Origin of the sequence: Kineococcus rhizosphaerae (assembly GCF_003002055.1) — a bacterium.
GTDB classification, from domain to species: Bacteria; Actinomycetota; Actinomycetes; order Actinomycetales; family Kineococcaceae; genus Kineococcus; species Kineococcus rhizosphaerae.
The window spans coordinates 1-18,261 of the sequence record NZ_PVZF01000025.1; the positions used below are offsets into that span (position 1 = coordinate 1).

Consider the following 18,261-nt stretch of genomic DNA (forward strand, 5'->3'; position numbering starts at 1 on the left):
CGTTCGTCCTGAGCCAGGATCAAACTCTCCGTCGAAAAACCTCGATCACCGACCACCGAAGCAGCCGAGCAACCTAGATCAATTCACTTCATAGTCGACCCTTGGACTCGAAACTCCACCCCCCACTGGCGTGAAAGAGGTGAAGGTCAATCCCAAAGGAATCCCCGACCACCAGACACTCAAGGCCCGGTGAGTCATTGGGGGTTAATGCTATGGCATCAACATTTGTCTAGCGCACTGTTGAGTTCTCAAGAACCGGACGCACCCACCCGAAGTCGACCCCCACCAAAGAGGGCCACCCGAAGAGGGGCAACTTTCCCACCTTAACCGAGAACCAGGCCACACTTCAACCCAGCCCCACGATCAGGCATCCAGCGCCACCCGTTCGCTACGACCCAGACCCTCCAGCTTGTGGCTTTCGGTGTCCGCCCCGTTGCTCCCGGCGACATGAAGAACATTAGACGGGGAGGCGACGGGAAGGCAAATCGCCTCCCGTTGGGCACGAAGATCCTCTGCGCTGCAACGGATCCACGTCCTGTGCCCCCGCCCAGCTCGACTCCTGGGCGACTGTTGGGAGACTGATGAGGTGACCGAGGCCACTGAGTCCCACGAGCCGACGCCAGACAGCGGTACTGAGCACACCGGACGAGCAGCAGCACAGCACGGCGGGCACCGCAGCGCCGAGCACGCACGGATGGCCGAGTCGCCCGGCGCCGACGGTCCCTGGCGCCTGTGGGGCCCCTACGTCGCCGGCCGGCAGTGGGGCACGGTCCGGGAGGACTACACAGCCAGCGGCGACGCCTGGACGGCCTTCCCCTTCGACCAGGCCCGCGCACGCGCCTACCGGTGGGGGGAGGACGGTCTCGGCGCCGTCTGCGACCGCTTCGGCTTCCTCAACCTCGGCGTCGCCCTGTGGAACCGCAAGGACCCCTTCCTCAAGGAGCGCCTCTTCGGGCTCACCAACGGCGAGGGCAACCACGGTGAGGACGCCAAGGAGTACTGGTGGGCCGTCGACGGCACCCCCAGCCACTCGTGGATGCGCTGGCTCTACCGCTACCCGCAGGCAGAGTTCCCCTACGCGCAGCTGCGCGAGGAGAACGCGCGCCGGGGACGCGACGAGCGCGAGTACGAGCTCGGCGACACCGGCGTCCTGGACGACAACCGCTTCTTCGACGTCGAGGTCACCTACGCCAAGGCGGGCCCCGACGACCTGTGCATGGTCGTGTCGGCCACCAACCACGGCCCGGACCCCGCGCCCCTCGACCTCGTCCCGCAGGTCTGGTTCCGCAACACCTGGTCCTGGGGGTGGGACCGGCGCCGCGGCACCATGACGCAGGTCCTGCCACCGACCCTGGCCGTCGGCGGGCTCGAGGACGTCGAGTGCGAGCACGGGCACATCGGGCGGTACCACGTCAGCGCCGAGGGCTCCCCCGACGTGCTGTTCTGCGAGAACGAGACCAACCTCGTCGAGCTGTTCGGCGCCGCCGCCAACCCGACGAAGTACACCAAGGACGGGGTCGACCGGCGCATCGTCCACGGCGACACCACCGCCGTGAACCCCCGCCACGAAGGAACCAAGGCCGCGTTCTGGTACTCCTTCGACTCCGTCGCCCCCGGCGAGACCGTCCAGGTCCGCCTGCGCCTGTCGCCCAACGCCCCCGGCCGGGGCACCTTCGGGCCCGGCTACGACGCCGTCCTGCGCGACCGGCGGGCCGAGGCCGACGAGTTCTACGACCAGGTCGTCCACCCCGCCCTGTCCGACTCCGACCGGCACATCGCCCGCCGCGCCTACGCCGGGCTGCTGTGGACCAAGCAGCTCTACCGCTACGACGTCCGCCAGTGGCTGTCCGGCGACCCCGAGACCGAACCGGCCCCCGAGGAGCGCAAGCGCCGCGGTGGGCGCAACGTCAGCTGGACCCACCTGTCCCTGGCCGACGTCATCTCCATGCCCGACGAGTGGGAGTACCCCTGGTTCGCCGCCTGGGACCTCGCCTTCCACGCCATCCCGCTGGCCCACGTCGACCCCGAGTTCGCCAAGGAGCAGCTCGTCCTGATGTGCCGCGAGTGGGCCATGCACCCCAACGGGCAGCTGCCGGCGTACGAGTGGGCCTTCGGCGACGTCAACCCGCCCGTGCACGCCTGGGCGGCCTGGCACGTCTACCGCCTCGACGGCTACCGCGACCAGGGGTTCCTCGTCCGCGTCTTCACCAAGCTGCTGCTCAACTTCTCCTGGTGGGTCAACCGCAAGGACGCCACGGGCTCCAACCTCTTCGAGGGCGGGTTCCTCGGGATGGACAACATCGGGCTGTTCGACCGCAGCGAGGAGCTGCCCCCCGGCTACCGGCTGGAGCAGTCCGACGCCACGAGCTGGATGGCGTTCTACTGCCAGCAGATGTTCAAGATCGCCCTGGAGCTGTCCCGGCACGACCCCGCCTGGGAGGACGCGGCCACCAAGTTCTTCGAGCACTTCCTGTCCATCGCCCAGGCCATGACCTCCTTCGGCACGCACGACGAATCGCTGTGGGACGAGGAGGACGGCTTCTTCTACGACGTCCTGCTGCACCCCGACGGGACCGCCGAACCCATGCGCGTGCCCTCGATGGTCGGGCTGCTGCCCATCCTCGGCGCCACCGACGTCCCGTCCTGGATCGCCGAGGAGACCCCCGACCTGACCGCCCGGCTGCGCTGGCTGCAGAAGCGCCGCCCCGACCTGACCCTGCCGCTGCTGACCCGTTCGACACCCGAGGGACGCCAGATGCTCCTCTCGCTGGTCGACAAGCCCCGGCTGGTGCGGCTGCTCGAGCGGGCGTTCGACCACGACCAGTTCCTGTCCCCCTTCGGGCTGCGCTCGTTGTCGGCGGCGGTCAAGGAGGAGGTCTGGACGTCGGTGCAGGGGCAGAGCTTCTCGCTCGTGTACGAACCGGGTGAGTCGCACACTGGGATGTTCGGCGGGAACTCCAACTGGCGCGGCCCCATCTGGTTCCCCGTCAACGTCCTGCTCGCCGACAAGCTGCGCACCCTCGGGCGGTTCTTCGGCGACGACCTCACCATCGAGGTTCCCAGGGGGTCGGGGCGGCGCATCAACCTCGTCCAGGGCGCCGACCTCATCGACGACAGCCTCGTCAACCTCTTCCGCCCGGTGGACGGCCGCCGGCCGGCCGACGGGGAACGCATCGAGGCCAGCGACGACCCGCTGTGGCGCGAGCACATCACCTTCAACGAGTACTTCGACGGCGACACCGGCGAAGGCCTCGGCGCGACCCACCAGACCGGGTGGACCGCCCTCGTCGCGCACCTGCTGCACCCGCGGCTGCCGCTGACGCCCCCGGGGCGGTGAGCGCCCGCGTCGCCCGTCGCGCCCACGCGGCCGGGCGGTCGGTGCCACTCTGGGAGGTACCGGTCGCCCCGGCCGGTCCGACACCAGGGGGACGTGGGCGTCGATGACGTCGTTGGCACCGCTCGCGCTGCTGATCGCGTTCGCCGTCGCGATCACCACGACGACGGGTCTGCTGACCCTGCGGAGGCGGCGGGCCACCCCGGCGGCGCTGCCGCTCACCGCGGCCCTGTTCTCCGTCTCGGTGTGGGGGCTCGCCGTCGTCCTGCTCAACGCGGGGGTCCCCCGGCCCTGGCTGGACCGCCTGGTGGTCCCGCAGTTCCTCGGGGTCGGGGCGACGGTCCTGTCGCTGCGGTTGTTCGTCGACGCCGTCGGCGGGCGGACGTTCCGGTGGCGGCGGGCCCTGGCCTTCGCCGTCGAGCCGGTCCTGCTGCTGGTCGCCGTGCTGCTGGACCCGCGGCTGCACTGGTTCCACACGACGGTCGCGTACGTCGGGGACCCGGTGCGGCGCAGCGTCACCGCCGGTCCGCTCTTCTGGGTGCACACCGCCTACAGCTACATGGTCATCGCCACGGCGGCGTTCTCGATCTGGCAGCTGCGGCGCAACACCACGGGCCTGCTGCGGCGGCAGGCCACCACGATGCTCGTCGCGATCGCGGTGCCGTTCGGCGTCAACCTGGCCGTCGTGTTCCTCGGCGACGTCGTCGACGTCGACGTCACCCCGCTGGCCTTCACCGTGACCGGGGTGCTCTTCGCCTACGCGGTGCTCCAGCAGGACCTCCTGCGCCTGGTTCCCGTGGCCCGCTCGCTCGTCGTCGAGACGGTCGCCGACGCGGTGTTCGTGCTCGACGCCCGCGAGCGCCTCGTCGACGTCAACCCGGCCGGGTACGCGCTCCTGCGGTCCGCCGGCCACCCGGGCGGGGAGGGCGGGGAGGTCGTGGGCCGGCCCGCCGCCGGGACCCTGGACCCCGCGCTGGTGCGGGCCGTCGGGGCCGGGGAGGGGGCGGCCGTCGTCCGGCTGGGCAGTGGTCGGGACGTCGACGTCCGCACGCGGTGGCTGCGCGACGACCGGGGCCGTCCCATCGGCCGGGTGGCGGTCGTGCGCGACGTCACCGAGCAGCTGCGGGCCGGGCGGGCGCTGGAGGAGGCGAACGAGCGGCTGCGCGCCCAGGTCGCGACGATCGAGGGGTTGCGGGCGGAGCTGGCCGAGGAGGCGGCGCGGGACCCGCTGACGGGCCTGCGCAACCGGCGGCGGTTCGTGGAGGACCTCGCCAACCGGCTCACCGCCTCCGGTGCCTCGGGGCAGCCGCTGTCGCTGGTGCTGCTGGACGTCGACCACTTCAAGGCGATCAACGACGCCCACGGGCACGCCGTCGGCGACGACGTCCTCGTGGAGGTGGCGCACGCGCTGCGCGCCCACGCCCGGCCGGAGGACGTCGTGCGGTACGGCGGGGAGGAGTTCGTCGTCCTGCTGCCGCACCTGGGGGCGGCCGCGGCCCGGGTGCGCGCGGAGGAGCTGCGGGCGGCGTGCGCGCGGGTGCGCGTCGAGGTCGAGGCGCTGCGGATCACGATCAGCGCCGGCGTGGCCACCGCCCCCGACCACGGGACGACGCCCGACGAGCTGCTGCTCGCGGCCGACCGCGCCCTGTACGAGGCCAAGGGCGGCGGCCGCGACCAGGTGGCGCTCGCGGACTAGGGGGAGACGGACCGGGACGGGGCGGGGGCGGTGGCGGCCTCGCCGCGCTTCTCGTCGGCGCGGACCATGAGCGTCGACCCGGCGAGGGCGAGGACGATGCCCGCGGTCTGGAAGACGCTCGGCAGGGTCCGGTAGACGGCCAGCGACAGGACGATGGTCAGGACCGGGGCGAGCGCGTTGGTCACGGGGGCCACGATGGACGCCTTGCCGCGGCTCATGGCCATGACGAGGAACAGCGCACCGACCGCGTTGAGGACCTGGGTCACGGCGGTCAGCGCCGGGGCCCGCCACCCGAACCCGCCGGGCAGGCCACCGGTCACGAGCAGCGCGACGGGGACGAGCAGGAGCCCGGAGACGGTCATCCAGCCGAAGGTCGTGGCGTCGTCGACCCCGGCGACGGCGGCCTTGCGCATGTAGTACGCCTGCACGCCCCAGGCCAGGCAGACGAGCAGGGCCAGGACCATCCAGGACCCGACGTCGACCGACGCGGAGCCGCCGGAGACGGAGAACAGGACGATCGCGGCCAGCGCGAGGACGACACCGATCGCCGCGAGGCGCGTGACGCGTTCGCGCAGGGCGACGACGGCCATGACTACGGTGACCGCCGGGGACAGCGCGATGACCGGGAAGATGACGTAGGCGGGGCCGATCGCGAGCGCCTTGAAGAGCAGCAGCTGGCCGCCGGCGCCGGACAGCCCGATGACCAGGCCGTAGAAGGCGGCGATCCCGCGGCGGTCGAACCGCCTGCCGCGCAGCGAGACGACCGCGGGGATGATCATCGTGAAGGCCCAGACGACGTAGACCATCTCGTCGGGGTAGCCGTAGCGCGAGGTCGGCAGCGCGGAGAACGCGCCCCACACGCCCCAGAAGAGGACGAGCAGGCCGGCGTAGGGCAGCCAGCCCGTGGAGCGGGCTGCGGGGGCGGTGGTGCTCGGTGACGTCACGGGAGGTCCCTCCAGCGGGGCGGTGGTCTGCGTGGGGCGGTGACCGGGACGGGCCGGTGGACGGGCCGTGGGCACGACGACGCCGACGTGCGCGGAGAACGGGTCACCGACCTGAGTGGATCCTGGAGGTCATGCACTGGTCTGTCAATAGTCCTTTTTTGGTCTGATACTGGTATCAGACCAAAGGCGGTACCGTAACGTCATGCCGGGTGCCCGTCCGACCGCCGCCCTCCCGACCGACGGCGGCCCCCTCTACCAGCGCATCGCCGACCGGCTGCAGGCCGAGCTGGCCGGGCAGGGAGCCGGTGGCGGGACGCGGCTGCCGTCCGAGCGCCACCTCACCGAGCACTACGGCGTCTCCCGGGTCACTGTCCGCGCGGCGCTGCGCGAACTGGACCGCCGGGGCGTGCTGACCTCCCTGCCGGCACGGGGCTGGGTCGTCGCCGAGGGGGCCTTCGGCACCCCCGGGACCGCTGCGGGACAACGGGTCCGCGGGTTCGCCGACCTTGCGGCCGACCGCGGGCTGCGCGCCACGTCCCGGGTGCTGGTCAGCGGCACCCGCCCCGCCACCACCGCCGAGGCCGACGTGCTGCGCACCGCACCCGGCACGACCCTGTTCGAGATGCGGCGGGTCCGCCGCCTCAACGACCTCGCCGTCGCCGTCGAGCACAACCTGCTGCCCCTGGCGGTCGCCCCGGCCCTGCCCACCGTCGACTTCAGCACGGCGTCGCTGTACGCGGTCCTGCGCTCGGCCGACCCGCCGAAGCTGCCGCGCGTCGCCGAGTACTCCGTGGAGGCGCGCAACCCCACCGACGTCGAGCGCGAGCTGCTCGACATCGACGGCCCCGTCCCGATCCTGCAGGCCACCCAGGTCACCTTCGACGAGGACGGCCGCGCCATCGAGTACACCGTGCAGGCCTACCGCGGGGACCGGTACACCTTCCGCGCCTCCATCACCGACTGAGCCGCCGGGAGGGTCCCGGCGGCTCAGGGGTGGTCCAGGCGCTCACGTCACCAGATGCGGACGCGCTCCTCCGGGTCCAGCCACAGCCCGTCGCCGGGGGCCGTGCCGAAGGCGTCGTGGAACTCCACGAGGTTGCGCACGACCGCGTTGCAGCGGAACTCCGGCGGGGAGTGCGGGTCGACCGCCAGGCGGCGCTCGACCTCGGCGGGACGGACCTTGCCGCACCAGACCTTGGCCCAGCCGAAGAACAGGCGCTGGCTGCCGGTCAGGCCGTCCACGACGGGGGCCTGCCCACCGCCCAGGGCGATCTCGTAGGCCTTGTGCGCGATGGTCAGGCCACCGAGGTCGCCGATGTTCTCCCCGACGGTGAGCGCGCCGTTGACGTGCTTGCCCGGCGTCTCGGGCGGTTCGAGGGCGTCGTACTGGTCCACCAGCGCCTGGGTGCGCTTGCCGAACTCGGTGCGGTCGGCGTCGGTCCACCAGTCGTTGAGGTTGCCCAGGCCGTCGTACTTGCTGCCCTGGTCGTCGAACCCGTGGCCGATCTCGTGGCCGATGACCGCGCCGATGCCGCCGTAGTTCTCGGCGTCGTCGGCGTCGAGGGAGAAGAACGGCGGGCGCAGGATCGCGGCGGGGAAGACGATCTCGTTCATGCCCGGGTTGTAGTAGGCGTTGACCGTCTGCGGGGTCATGAACCACTCGCTGCGGTCGACGGGACCGCCGAGCTTGGCGAGCTCGCGCTCGACCTCGAAGGCGAACGCGCGGCGCACGTTGCCGAGCAGGTCCTCGCGGTCGATCGTCAGCGCCGAGTAGTCGCGCCAGGAGTCGGGGTGGCCGATCTTCGGCGTGAACCGCCCCAGCTTCTCCAGCGCGCGGTCCTTCGTCTCGCGCGTCATCCAGTCGAGGGCCTCGATGTCCTGGCGGTAGGCCTCGACGAGGTTGGCGACGAGCTCGGTCATGCGCGCCTTGGCGGCGGGCGGGAAGTGCTCGGCGACGTAGAGCTCGCCCAGCGCCTCGCCGAGGTTGCCCTCGACGAGCCCGACGCCGCGCTTCCAGCGCTCGCGCAGCTGCGGGGCGCCCGTGAGCTTCGTGCCGTAGAACGCGAAGTTCGCCTCGACGAAGTCGGAGGACAGGAACGCGGCGCCCTGGTGCAGGACGCGCCAGCCGAGCCACTCGCGCCACGTCTCGACCGGCGTCGCGGCGAAGACCTCGGCCAGGCCCTGCAGGTAGCTGGGCTGGCGGACGACGACCTGGGCGAACGCCGACTCCGGCAGCTCGGCCGCCGCGATCCAGGCCGCGAGGTCGATGCCGGGCAGGAGGTCCTGCAGACCGGCGCGGTCCAGCTTGTTGTAGGTCGCGTTGGCGTCGCGGTTCCTCACGCGGTCCCAGTGGTGCGCCGCGAGGGCCGTCTCGAGGTCGAGGACGCGCTGGGCGGAACCGGCGGGGTCGGGGCGGCGGCCCAGGGTCAGGACGCGCTCGACGTGCTGCCGGTAGGCGGCGCGGATCTCGGCGTACTGCTCCTCGCGGTAGTACGACTCGTCGGGCAGGCCCAGGCCGGCCTGGGTGAGGTAGACGACGTACTCGTCGGACTTGGCGTTGTCGGTGTCGACCCAGTAGGCGAAGGGGCCGCCGACGCCGGAGCGTTCGAAGGCGCCCAGCAGGCGGACCAGGCCGGCGTGGTCGGTGACCGCGTCGACGGCGGCCAGCTCGGGGTCCAGCGGGGTCGCGCCGAGGGCCTCGACGCGCTCGACGTCCATGAAGCTGGCGAACAGGTCGCCGATCTTCTGCCGGACGGTGCCGGGGGCCGCCTCGCCCGTCGCGGCGGCCGCGGCGGCGGACTCGACGATGGTGCGGCACTCGGCCTCGGACTGGTCGCGCAGGCGGATGAAGGCGCCGTCGACGGCGCGGTCGTCCGGGATCTCGGTCGTCGCGAGCCAGCGGCCGTTGACGTGCCGGAAGAGGTCGTCCTGGGGGCGGACCGACGGGTCGACGTCGCTGCCCGCGGGCTGGGCGTCCGTGATCGAACTCATGGCCTCACCCTAGGCCGACGACGGCCCCCTCGGCGGGCGGGTCAGCGGTGCGGGCGGACCCGGCGCGAGACCGAGAGCAGGAGCAGCACGTTGAGGACGACCGCGCTGCCCACGACGATCCCCATCGCGTGCTCGTCGCCGCCGAGGACGCCGACGAGGACCCCGACCAGACCGCCGACGCCGGACTGCAGCGCGGTCACCAGCGCCGCGGCCGCGCCGGCGCTGTCGCCGTACGGCTCCAGGGCCAGGGTCACCGCGTTGGGCATGATCAGGCCCAGGCTGAGCAGCAGCAGGTACAGCGGGGCGGCGAACAGGAGCAGCTGGTCGGTGCGGACCAGCAGCGCGGCGGCCAGGGCCAGGCCGAAGACCAGGGCGGCCACGATGCCGACCCGCAGCAGGCGGGCCGAGCCGAAGCGCTCCACGAGGGCCGCGTTGAGCTGGGTGCCGCCGACCAGGGCGGTGCCGTTGACGGCGAAGTAGACCGCGAACCCGGTCCCGCTGAGGCCGAAGCCGTCCTGCAGGACGAACACCGACGTCGAGACGTAGGACATGATCGTCGCCAGCGCCAGGCCCGGCATGGCCGCGAAGGCCAGGAACCGGCCGTCGCGCAGCAGGGCGCCGTAGCCGGTGAAGGTGCGCAGCACCCGGCCCGGCCGCGGCGGGGTCACGGGGGCGCGCTCGTCCTCGGCGCGGGCCTGCGCAGGGGTGTCGGTGAGCTCGGGGCGGGTCTCGGGCAGCCGGCGCCACACGGCCAGGAGCACCCCGGCCCCGGCGACGGCCAGCAGCGCCAGGACGACCCGCCAGCCGGTGTGCGCGGCGATGGCGCCGCCGACGGTGGGCGCGAACAGGGGCGCGACCCCGATGACGAGGACGAGGCGGGACTGCAGCCGGGCCGCGGCCGGGCCGGTGAACAGGTCGCGGATGACGGCCATGCCGATGACGGCCCCGGCCGAGGCGCCGACCCCGGACAGGACGCGGAAGGCGACGAGCGCGGGCAGGTTCGGGGCGATCGCGCACAGCAGGGCGGCGAGCACGTAGACGACGAAGCCCACGGCGGCGGGCTTGCGCCGGCCGAAGGCGTCCGAGAGCGGGCCGACGACGAGCTGCCCGAGGCCGGCGCCCACGAGGACCCCGGTGATCGTCAGCTGGGTGCGGGCGGCGGTGGTGTCCAGGTCGACCGCCACCTGCGGCAGGGACGGCAGGTAGAGGTCGATCGTCACGGCGCCGAGCGCGGCCATCGCGCCCAGCAGGACGACCAGGCCGGCCGTGGTGGGGGTGCGGGGGGTGGTGGACCTCGTGGTGCGGGCGGCGGGCTGGGTGGGGGGCGCGGTCATGCGCAGGGTGTCCTCGGGGGCCTCGTGGGAGGTGCACGCACAGCGCCGGGCGAGCAGGACGCAGCAGGACGCCGACGTCCCCTCCACCTTAGGTCGGAGGGAACGCCGGCGTCCTGCCGGATTCCGGACTCAGTCCCGCCGACGGGGCCGGTCGGCCTTGACGGGGAACTCCCCGGTGTAGCCCGCGCGCTCCTCGGCGGCGGCCAGGACACGCTTGCGCACGGCGAACCACCCCGCGATCAGCAGCGGGACGATCACGACGAGGGCGATGACCGTGGGCCGGCTGTCGGGGTCGTACGCCATGATCACCAGGACGGCCGCCAGGAACACGAGCACGAGGTAGCCCGTGTACGGGGCGCCGAACAGCCGGTAGTGCGGGCGCTCGACGATGCCCGCCTTCGACCACTTGTGCAGCCGCAGCTGGCACAGCACGATCGTGCCCCAGCTGGCGATGATGCCCAGGGCCGAGGCGTTCAGGACGATCTCGAAGGCGCGGCCGGGAGCCACGTAGTTCAGGACGACGCCGAGGACGGCGACGACCCCGGTGATGGCGATCCCGCCGAAGGGCACCCCGCCCTTGTTGAGCTTGGCCGCGAACTTCGGCGCCGAGCCGTTCATGGCCATCGAGCGGACGATGCGGCCGGTGGAGTACAGGCCCGCGTTCAGGCTCGACAGGGCCGAGGTGAGCACGACGAAGTTCATGACGTCGCCGGCCCCGGGGACACCGATCTTGGAGAAGAAGGTGACGAAGGGGCTCTCCTTGGCGCTGTAGGACGTGTACGGCAGCAGTAGCGCGAGCAGGACCAGGGAGCCGCAGTAGAAGATCACGATGCGGATGATCACGGTGTTGATCGCCCGCGGCATGATCTTCTCGGGGTTCTCGGTCTCCCCCGCCGCCGTGCCGACGAGCTCCACCGCGGCGTAGGCGAAGATCACGCCGGAGACGACGACCACCAGGGGGACGTCCCCGGTCGGGAACCAGCCGCCGTTGTCGCTGATGACGGACAGCCCCGTGGTCTGGCCCTCGATGGGGAAGCGGCCGGCGAGGAAGACGATGCCCACGATCAGGAACGCCGTGAGCGCGACGACCTTGATGAGGGCGAACCAGAACTCCATCTCGCCGAAGATCTTCACCGAGACGAGGTTGAGGCCCAGGACGACGACGAGGGCGATGAGCGCCAGCAGCCACTGCGGCGCCGAGGAGAAGGTCTGCCAGTAGTGCATGTACGTCGCGATCGCCGTGATGTCGACGATGGCCGTCATGGCCCAGTTGAACCAGTACATCCACCCGGCGACGAAGGCGGCCTTCTCGCCGTAGAACTCGCGGGCGTAGGAGACGAAGGACCCCGAGGAGGGCCGGTGCAGGACGAGCTCACCCAAGGCCCGCAGCATGAGGAAGACGAAGAAGCCGCAGATCCCGTAGACGATGAACAGGCCGGGGCCCGCGGTGACCAGGCGCCCGCCGGCGCCGAGGAACAGGCCGGTGCCGATGGCGCCGCCGATGGCGATCATCTGGAGCTGACGGTTCTTCAGGCCCTTGTGCAGCCCGCCGTCCTCGTGCGAGAAGTCCCGTTGGGCGGTGCCTCGTTGCTCGACTGACATGCAGCCTCTCCTTCCGCGGTGACCGTGAAGGCCGGACCGGGGAAGGCAACCACTTCCGGATCAACTGCGCATTCTCAGCGTGTTTCCGTCGTGTCACACCTCGAAGCGCCCTACCCGACGGGCGCGGGGCGCAGCGCGTCCTCGAAGGCGTACTCGTCGACGATCGGGACACCCAGCGCGAGGGCGGCCCGCACGGCCGCCGAGCCGGACCCGGCGTCGTTGGCGACCAGCACGTCGGTGCGCTCGGTGACGGTGGGCTCGACGCGCAGGCCGGCCCGCTCGGCGCGGGCGACGAGGTCGGGCCGCGGGGCGAGGAAGTGGCCGCTGAAGGCGACGAGCTGACCGGCACGCAGCGTCATGCTCCCGTGATCGGCACCGGGGGCCGGCCCCTTGACCGCGTCGCCACCGCGCTCCGGTCCGCTCAGGCCTGCTGCGCCTCGGTCTCCGGGCACGGGGTGCGGCGCGCCTGGGCGGGGACGGGGGCCGTCGCCCGCCGCTCGCGGGTCACGAGCAGGAGCCCGGCGAGCCCGGCCAGGACGACGAGGCCCGTGTAGCCGTCGACGACGTGGACCAGCCCCAGGTGCGGGGCCAGGGAGCCGGCGACGACGGCGGGCAGGCCGAAGGCCAGGTAGCTGACGACGTAGACGGCGGACAGGACCCCGGCCCGTTCGTGGGCGGGGGCCGTGGCCAGCACCCCGCGCAGCGCGCCCTGGAACCCGGCGCCGAAGCCGACCCCGGACAGCAGCGCACCGGCGAAGAACCCCGCGACCGAGCCGAGGGCGAGGCCCACCGTCAGCACCAGCGGGCCGACGACGAGCCCGGCCATGCCCAGGGCCATGACCCGGGCGGGGGCCAGGCGGCGGGTGAGCAGGCCCGTGAGCGCCCCGACCCCGGCGACGGAGGCCACGACGAGCCCGCCGACGACGTGGTTGGTCAGGCCCAGGACCCCGGCGACGACCGACGGGCCCAGCCCCATGCACAGACCGCCCAGACCCCAGCTGCCGAGGAAGCCCGGCAGGTACGTCGTGAACGCGCGCCGCGACGCGGCGGGCAGGCGCACGACGGGCTTGAGGGAGCGGGCGGCGCCGGGCACGCGGTCGGCGACGTCGGGGGTGAGCAGCACCAGGACGGCCGCGACGAGCAGCAGCCCCGCCAGGACGAGGTAGGTCAGCTCGGTGGGGGCGGGACCGAACTGCACGAGGACCCCGGCGCCCAGACCACCGGCCATCAGCCCCGCGGGCGGGACGGCCCCGTTGAGCAGCTGGGCGAGCGGGGCCCGGGCCGGACCGGCCAGGTCCAGGAGCCAGGCCCCCAGGGCACCGATCGCGGTCCCGGTCGAGAACCCCTGCAGCGCACGGCCGACCACGAGCGTGGTGACGTCGTGGGCCTGGGAGAACAGCAGCATCGAGGCGACGACGCCGACGAGGGCGCTCAGCACGACGGGACGGCGGCCGAGGTGGTCGGACAGCGACCCGACGGTCAGCAGCGCGACGAGCAGGACGGCGGCGTAGACGGCGAAGACGACTGTCACGGCGGCCGGCCCGGCACCCCAGAGCTCCTCGTAGACGGGGAAGATCGGCGACGGGGCGGCGCTCGCGGCCACGAGCAGGCCGAGGGTCAGCGCGACGAGGGTGAGACCCGTCCGGGGGCTGGTTCGGGGGAACGTCCTGAGGGACACGGGGGGCTCCAGGAACTCGGGGAGGTGTCGTCGGGAAACTACCCCGCCCGACTCGCTAACGCAACGCGGATTGCGTTAAGGTTCTTCCATGACGCCGACGATGACGCGCCCGGGAGGACGCAGCGCCAAGGTCACGGCCGCGGTCCACCACGCCGTGCTCGACCTCCTCACCGCCGGCGAGGCCGTCACCATCCCCGCCGTCGCCGCCCGCGCCGGGGTCAACCCCACCAGCCTGTACCGGCGCTGGGGCGACGTCGGGCGACTGCTCGCCGACACCGCCCTCGCCCGGTTCGGCACCAGCGGCGACGTGCCCGACACCGGCTCCCTCACCGGCGACCTGCTCGCCTGGGGGACGGCCCTGGTCGCCGAGGCCGCGCACCCCGCCGAGCTCGCGCTGCTGCGCGCCGCCGTCGCCGCCGAACCCGTCGACCCCGGCGCCCCCGAGGGGTTCGAGTCCGCGTGCTCGGCCTGCCTCGTCGGGCGCAGCACCCAGGTCGAGGCGATCCTCGCGGCGGCGCAGGCCCGGGGCGAGGAGGTGCCGACGTCCACGCGCGTCCTGGACCACCTCGTCGCCCCCGTCTACCTGCGCGCCCTGTTCGGCCTGCCCGCGCCGTCGGTCGAGGTCCTCGTGGAACTGCTCGTCGAACGTCTCGTGGCCCCGGCCACCGCCCAGGCCGCTCCCAGCGCGCTCGGATAGGTTCTGGCCATGGGTGTGACTCTCGCCAAGGGTGGAAACGTCTCGCTGGCCAAGGTGGCCCCGAACCTCACCGAGGCCCTCGTCGGCCTCGGCTGGGACGTGCGCACCACCACCGGGCTCGACTTCGACCTCGACGCCAGCGCCCTCATGCTCGGCGCGAACGGCAAGGTCCTCTCGGACGGGCACTTCATCTTCTACAACCAGCTCACCAGCCCGGACGGCTCCGTCCGGCACACCGGCGACAACCGGACCGGTGAGGGCGAGGGGGACGACGAGAGCATCGAGGTCGACCTGCTGACCGTCCCCGCCGAGGTCGACAAGATCGTCTTCGCGGTGTCGATCCACGACGCCGAAGCCCGCCGGCAGAGCTTCGGGCAGGTCGTCAACGCGTTCATCCGCATGGTCAACCGCGCCGACGGCAGCGAGGTCGTGCGCTACGACCTGTCCGAGGACGCCTCCACCGAGACCGCCATGGTGTTCGGGGAGCTGTACCGCTACAGCGGCGAGTGGAAGTTCCGCGCCGTCGGGCAGGGGTACGCCAGCGGGCTGCGGGGGATCGCGCAGGACTTCGGGGTGGACGTCGCCTGAGGCGGGTAGCGCGCGAAACGGCACGTTGACTCCCCGGTCGCTTTGAACGCGACCGCGGAGTCAACGTGCCGTTCCTCCGGGCGTCAGATCGCGCAGCCGTCCGGGCCGCACGCGTCGTCGGTGGCCTGCCCGACGAGGGTGAGCGGGCGGGACTCCGTCCACGCGCGCTGCAGCACCTGCAGGAACTGCTCGGCCGGCTGGGCGCCGGAGATCCCGTACCTGCGGTCGACGACGAAGAACGGCACCCCGCGCGCCCCCAGGGCCGCGGCCTCGGCGACGTCCGCGCGCACCTGCGCGAGGTAGCGGTCCTCGGCCAGCACGGCGCGGGCCTCCTCGGCGTCGAGCCCGGCCTCGGCCACCAGCCGGACGAGGGTCTCGTCGTCGCCGAGGGGCTCGCCCTCGGTGAAGTGGGCCCGCAGGAGGCGCTCCTTCACGGCGTCCTGGACGCCGCGCTCACCCGCGAGGTGGAGCAGCTGGTGCGCCTTGACGGTGTTCGCCGGCACGGAGACGTCCTGGTGGAACTCCAGCCCCTCGGCTGCGGCGGTCTCGTCGACGTGGGCGATCATCTGCCGCACCTCCTCGACGGAGCGGCCGAACTTCGCCGCGAGCGCCCGGGCGTGCGCGTCGCTGGGGCCCGCGGCCCGCTGCGTCACCGACACCGTGGTCGGGTCGAGCTGGAACGACTTCCACTCGACCTCGACGTCGTCGGCGTGCTCGAACTCCCGCAACGCGCTCTCGAAGCGGCGCTTGCCGATGTAGCACCACGGGCAGACGACGTCGGACCAGATCTCCACCTTCACGACCAGGGCAACCGCGGCGCACCCGGCCCTGTTCCGGGACCACCCGGACGGGTGCAGGGGGCGGTCAGTTCCCGCCCCCACCCCCGCCGGAGTCCCCGCCGCCGAAGCCGCCGCCGGAGTCCCCGCCCCAGCCGCCCCAGCCGCCGGAGTCGTGGCTGTGGCTGTGGCTGTGGCTGTGGCTGTGCGCGTGGCCCCAGCCGGAGTGGTGGTGGTGCGAGACGTCGAGGTAGGTCCCCCCGGCGTCGTCGCCGGACGCGGCGGGCCACTCGAGCGAGCCGTGGTGGTCACCCGGCTTCGACTTCGCGCACAGGCGGCCCACCAGGGCCGCGACCAGGACGATCACAGCGAACGAGACGAAGAGGGTCACGGTGCCTCCTCCGGCCGGGAGCCCCGACGAGGGGCTCGATGGCTCACGGTGACACGGAAACCGCTGGCCCGCTAGGGGTTCGTCCGCGTCCAGGTGACGACGCGGAACCGCGGCCCCCCGGTGGAGGTGGCCCACTCCCCCTCGTGCTCGCGCCGCCACCCCGGGCCCACGCGGGGCGCGGGCGTGTCCCCGTCCACCACGAGGTCCACCTCGGTGACGACGAGGACGTCGGCGCGGGGCAGCGCCGCCTCGTAGACGGCGTGACCGCCCACGACCCAGACGTCGCCGGGCAGGCTCAGCGCGTCGTGCAGGTCGGTGCGGACCTCCGCGCCGGGGGCGTCGTACGCCGCGTCGCGGGACAGGACGACGTTGCGCCGGCCCGGCAGCGGCCGGAACCGCGGCGGCAGGGACTCCCAGGTGGCGCGGCCCATGACGACGGTCGCGCCGGCGGTGAGCCGGGAGAAGTGGGCCAGGTCCTCCGGCACGCGCCACGGGATGCGGCCGTCGGCGCCGATGACGCCGTTGGTGGACTGGGCCCAGACCAGACCGATCATCAGACGGCCACGGGCGCCTTGATCGCGGGGTGGTGCTCGTAGCCGACGACCTCGAGGTCCTCGTACCGGACGTCGAACAGCGGCTTCGGGGCGATCCTCAGGTGCGGGAACGGGTACGGCTCGCGGGTGAGCTGCTCACGGACCTGCTCGACGTGGTTGTCGTAGACGTGGACGTCCCCGCCGGTCCAGACGAAGTCGCCGGGTTCGAGGCCGACCTCGGCGGCGACGAGCATCGTCAGCAGGGCGTAGCTGGCGATGTTGAAGGGTACGCCGAGGAACAGGTCCGCCGAGCGCTGGTACAGCTGGCACGACAGCCGGCCGTCGGCCACGTGGAACTGGAAGAACGCGTGGCAGGGGGCCAGGGCCATCTTGTCGAGGTCGGCGACGTTCCAGGCCGAGACGACCATCCGGCGCGAGTCCGGGTTCGTGCGCAGGGTGTCGAGGACCTCGCTGATCTGGTCGACGTGCCGCCCGTCGGGCGTCGGCCAGGACCGCCACTGGACGCCGTAGACAGGGCCGAGGTCGCCGTTCTCGTCGGCCCACTCGTCCCAGATCGTCACGCCGCGCTCCTGCAGCCAGCGGACGTTGCCGTCACCGCGCAGGAACCACAGCAGCTCCAGGGCGATCGACTTGAAGTGGACGCGCTTGGTGGTGATCAGCGGGAAGCCCCGCGACAGGTCGTAGCGCATCTGGTGGCCGAAGACGCTGCGGGTGCCCGTGCCGGTGCGGTCGGACTTGGGGGTGCCCGTCGCGAGGACGTGGCGGAGCAGGTCCTCGTACTGGGTGTCGATCCGCGGCTCGGGCATGGGAGGAGCCTAGGCGAGCTCGGACCGTGCGACGTCAACGCACCTCGGGCTGGTCGCCCCGGGTCTGATGACATCTACATCGGTATGTACATCTCTCATACTGCTGTAGACACTGGTACACGTGGACGCGGTCAGCAACCCCTACTCCCCCGGTGCCGGCCGGCCGCCGGTGGCCCTGGTCGGCCGGGACGCCCAACGCAGGGCGTGGCAGGTAGCGCTGGAGCGCATCGAACGGGACCGGGGTGCGCAGCCGGTGGTCCTGTACGGGCTGCGTGGGGTCGGCAAGACCGTGCTGCTCAACGAGTTCGCCAAGGTGGGCCGCGGTCGGGAGTGGCTGGTCGCCGCCGTCGAGGCGGGCGTGGGCAAGTCGCTGCGGGAACTGCTGGGGGAGGCGCTGCACGGTCCGCTGTCGGACCTCGTGCGGCCCTCGGCCGGTCGGCGACTGCTGAAAGCCCTGAAGACGGCGACGAGCTTCAAGGCGTCCTACGACTCGTCCGGCACCTGGTCGTTCGGGCTGGACCTGTCAGAGTCCTCGGGCGGCGGCGCCGACACCGGGGTCCTCGAGACCGACCTCGGCAAGCTGCTGAAGGACGTGGCGGACGCCGCAGCCGAGGACGGTTCGGGCCTCGCCGTGCTCATCGACGAGGCGCAGGACCTCTCCACCGAGGAGCTCACCGCCTTGTGCTCGATCGTCCATGCGGCCGGTCAGCAGGGCTGGCACCTCACCGTCGCCCTCGCCGGTCTGCCGAGCCTTCCGCGCGAGCTCGCGGAAGCCGGTCAAGTCCACTGAGGTGGTGTACGACGTTCGCTGCGTGATGCTCCGTGTGGTCAGGCCGTCAAGGCCTGCATCGTGATGTCGGAGTTCACCTC

At 72.5% G+C, this 18,261-nt stretch carries 16 protein-coding genes; 6 read left to right on the forward strand and 10 right to left on the reverse strand.

Features of this window, described 5'->3' with window-relative positions:
• Nucleotides 1-694: 694 nt before the first annotated feature.
• Together CLV37_RS25690 and CLV37_RS25695 are read left to right on the forward strand one after the other, a co-directional pair.
• Entirely contained in the window at nucleotides 695-3,337 is a 2,643-nt protein-coding gene (locus tag CLV37_RS25690) for an MGH1-like glycoside hydrolase domain-containing protein (protein WP_106215601.1), read from the forward strand.
• 103 nt (nucleotides 3,338-3,440) lie between these two features.
• On the forward strand, nucleotides 3,441-5,030 hold the full coding sequence (locus CLV37_RS25695; RefSeq protein ID WP_106215602.1) for a GGDEF domain-containing protein: 1,590 nt from the start codon (nucleotides 3,441-3,443) through the stop codon (nucleotides 5,028-5,030).
• Here the strand turns inward: CLV37_RS25695 and CLV37_RS25700 are convergent.
• Nucleotides 5,027-5,974, reverse strand: coding sequence for a DMT family transporter (locus CLV37_RS25700; RefSeq protein WP_106215603.1), 948 nt, complete (start codon nucleotides 5,972-5,974; stop codon nucleotides 5,027-5,029). The two genes, CLV37_RS25695 and CLV37_RS25700, sit on opposite strands and share 4 nt — an antisense overlap.
• A gap of 202 nt (nucleotides 5,975-6,176) precedes the next feature.
• On the opposite strand from CLV37_RS25700, the gene CLV37_RS25705 reads away from it, so the two are divergent.
• Complete coding sequence (locus CLV37_RS25705; protein WP_106215604.1) at nucleotides 6,177-6,938, forward strand: GntR family transcriptional regulator; 762 nt, start codon at nucleotides 6,177-6,179, stop codon at nucleotides 6,936-6,938.
• Nucleotides 6,939-6,985: 47 nt separating this feature from the next.
• Here the strand turns inward: CLV37_RS25705 and CLV37_RS25710 are convergent, their stop codons facing one another.
• The 5 genes from CLV37_RS25710 to CLV37_RS25730 all read right to left on the reverse strand — a co-directional run bounded on the left by CLV37_RS25710 (nucleotide 6,986) and on the right by CLV37_RS25730 (nucleotide 13,579).
• On the reverse strand, nucleotides 6,986-8,965 hold the full coding sequence (locus CLV37_RS25710; RefSeq protein ID WP_106215605.1) for a M13 family metallopeptidase: 1,980 nt from the start codon (nucleotides 8,963-8,965) through the stop codon (nucleotides 6,986-6,988).
• A gap of 41 nt (nucleotides 8,966-9,006) precedes the next feature.
• Complete coding sequence (locus tag CLV37_RS25715) at nucleotides 9,007-10,299, reverse strand: multidrug effflux MFS transporter (RefSeq protein WP_106215616.1); 1,293 nt, start codon at nucleotides 10,297-10,299, stop codon at nucleotides 9,007-9,009.
• A gap of 129 nt (nucleotides 10,300-10,428) precedes the next feature.
• Entirely contained in the window at nucleotides 10,429-11,901 is a 1,473-nt protein-coding gene (locus CLV37_RS25720) for an amino acid permease (RefSeq protein ID WP_106215606.1), read from the reverse strand.
• Between the two features lie 110 nt (nucleotides 11,902-12,011).
• Nucleotides 12,012-12,260 carry a BRCT domain-containing protein gene (locus CLV37_RS25725; protein WP_106215607.1) on the reverse strand — a complete coding sequence of 83 codons (249 nt, stop codon included), beginning with the start codon at nucleotides 12,258-12,260 and terminating at the stop codon, nucleotides 12,012-12,014.
• A gap of 62 nt (nucleotides 12,261-12,322) precedes the next feature.
• Nucleotides 12,323-13,579, reverse strand: coding sequence for an MFS transporter (locus CLV37_RS25730; RefSeq protein WP_106215608.1), 1,257 nt, complete (start codon nucleotides 13,577-13,579; stop codon nucleotides 12,323-12,325).
• Between the two features lie 88 nt (nucleotides 13,580-13,667).
• Between CLV37_RS25730 and CLV37_RS28930 the strand changes: the two genes are divergently transcribed.
• Together CLV37_RS28930 and CLV37_RS25740 are read left to right on the forward strand one after the other, a co-directional pair.
• Nucleotides 13,668-14,276, forward strand: coding sequence for a TetR-like C-terminal domain-containing protein (locus CLV37_RS28930; RefSeq protein ID WP_106215609.1), 609 nt, complete (start codon nucleotides 13,668-13,670; stop codon nucleotides 14,274-14,276).
• Between the two features lie 9 nt (nucleotides 14,277-14,285).
• The gene (locus CLV37_RS25740) at nucleotides 14,286-14,864 is read left to right on the forward strand and encodes a TerD family protein (RefSeq protein WP_106215610.1); all 579 of its coding nucleotides are present in this window, start codon (nucleotides 14,286-14,288) and stop codon (nucleotides 14,862-14,864) included.
• Nucleotides 14,865-14,947: 83 nt separating this feature from the next.
• Here CLV37_RS25740 and CLV37_RS25745 read toward each other — a convergent pair whose 3' ends face one another.
• The 4 genes from CLV37_RS25745 to CLV37_RS25760 all read right to left on the reverse strand — a co-directional run bounded on the left by CLV37_RS25745 (nucleotide 14,948) and on the right by CLV37_RS25760 (nucleotide 17,391).
• Complete coding sequence (locus CLV37_RS25745) at nucleotides 14,948-15,658, reverse strand: DsbA family oxidoreductase (RefSeq protein WP_211298961.1); 711 nt, start codon at nucleotides 15,656-15,658, stop codon at nucleotides 14,948-14,950.
• Nucleotides 15,659-15,728: 70 nt separating this feature from the next.
• Complete coding sequence (locus tag CLV37_RS25750) at nucleotides 15,729-16,031, reverse strand: hypothetical protein (protein ID WP_106215612.1); 303 nt, start codon at nucleotides 16,029-16,031, stop codon at nucleotides 15,729-15,731.
• Between the two features lie 71 nt (nucleotides 16,032-16,102).
• Nucleotides 16,103-16,585, reverse strand: coding sequence for a dihydrofolate reductase (locus CLV37_RS25755; RefSeq protein WP_106215613.1), 483 nt, complete (start codon nucleotides 16,583-16,585; stop codon nucleotides 16,103-16,105).
• Complete coding sequence (locus CLV37_RS25760) at nucleotides 16,585-17,391, reverse strand: thymidylate synthase (protein WP_106215614.1); 807 nt, start codon at nucleotides 17,389-17,391, stop codon at nucleotides 16,585-16,587. Before CLV37_RS25760 ends, CLV37_RS25755 begins: the two co-directional genes overlap by 1 nt.
• Before the next feature lie 121 nt (nucleotides 17,392-17,512).
• On the opposite strand from CLV37_RS25760, the gene CLV37_RS25765 reads away from it, so the two are divergent.
• Entirely contained in the window at nucleotides 17,513-18,181 is a 669-nt protein-coding gene (locus CLV37_RS25765) for an ATP-binding protein (protein WP_106215615.1), read from the forward strand.
• Nucleotides 18,182-18,261: the final 80 nt, after the last annotated feature.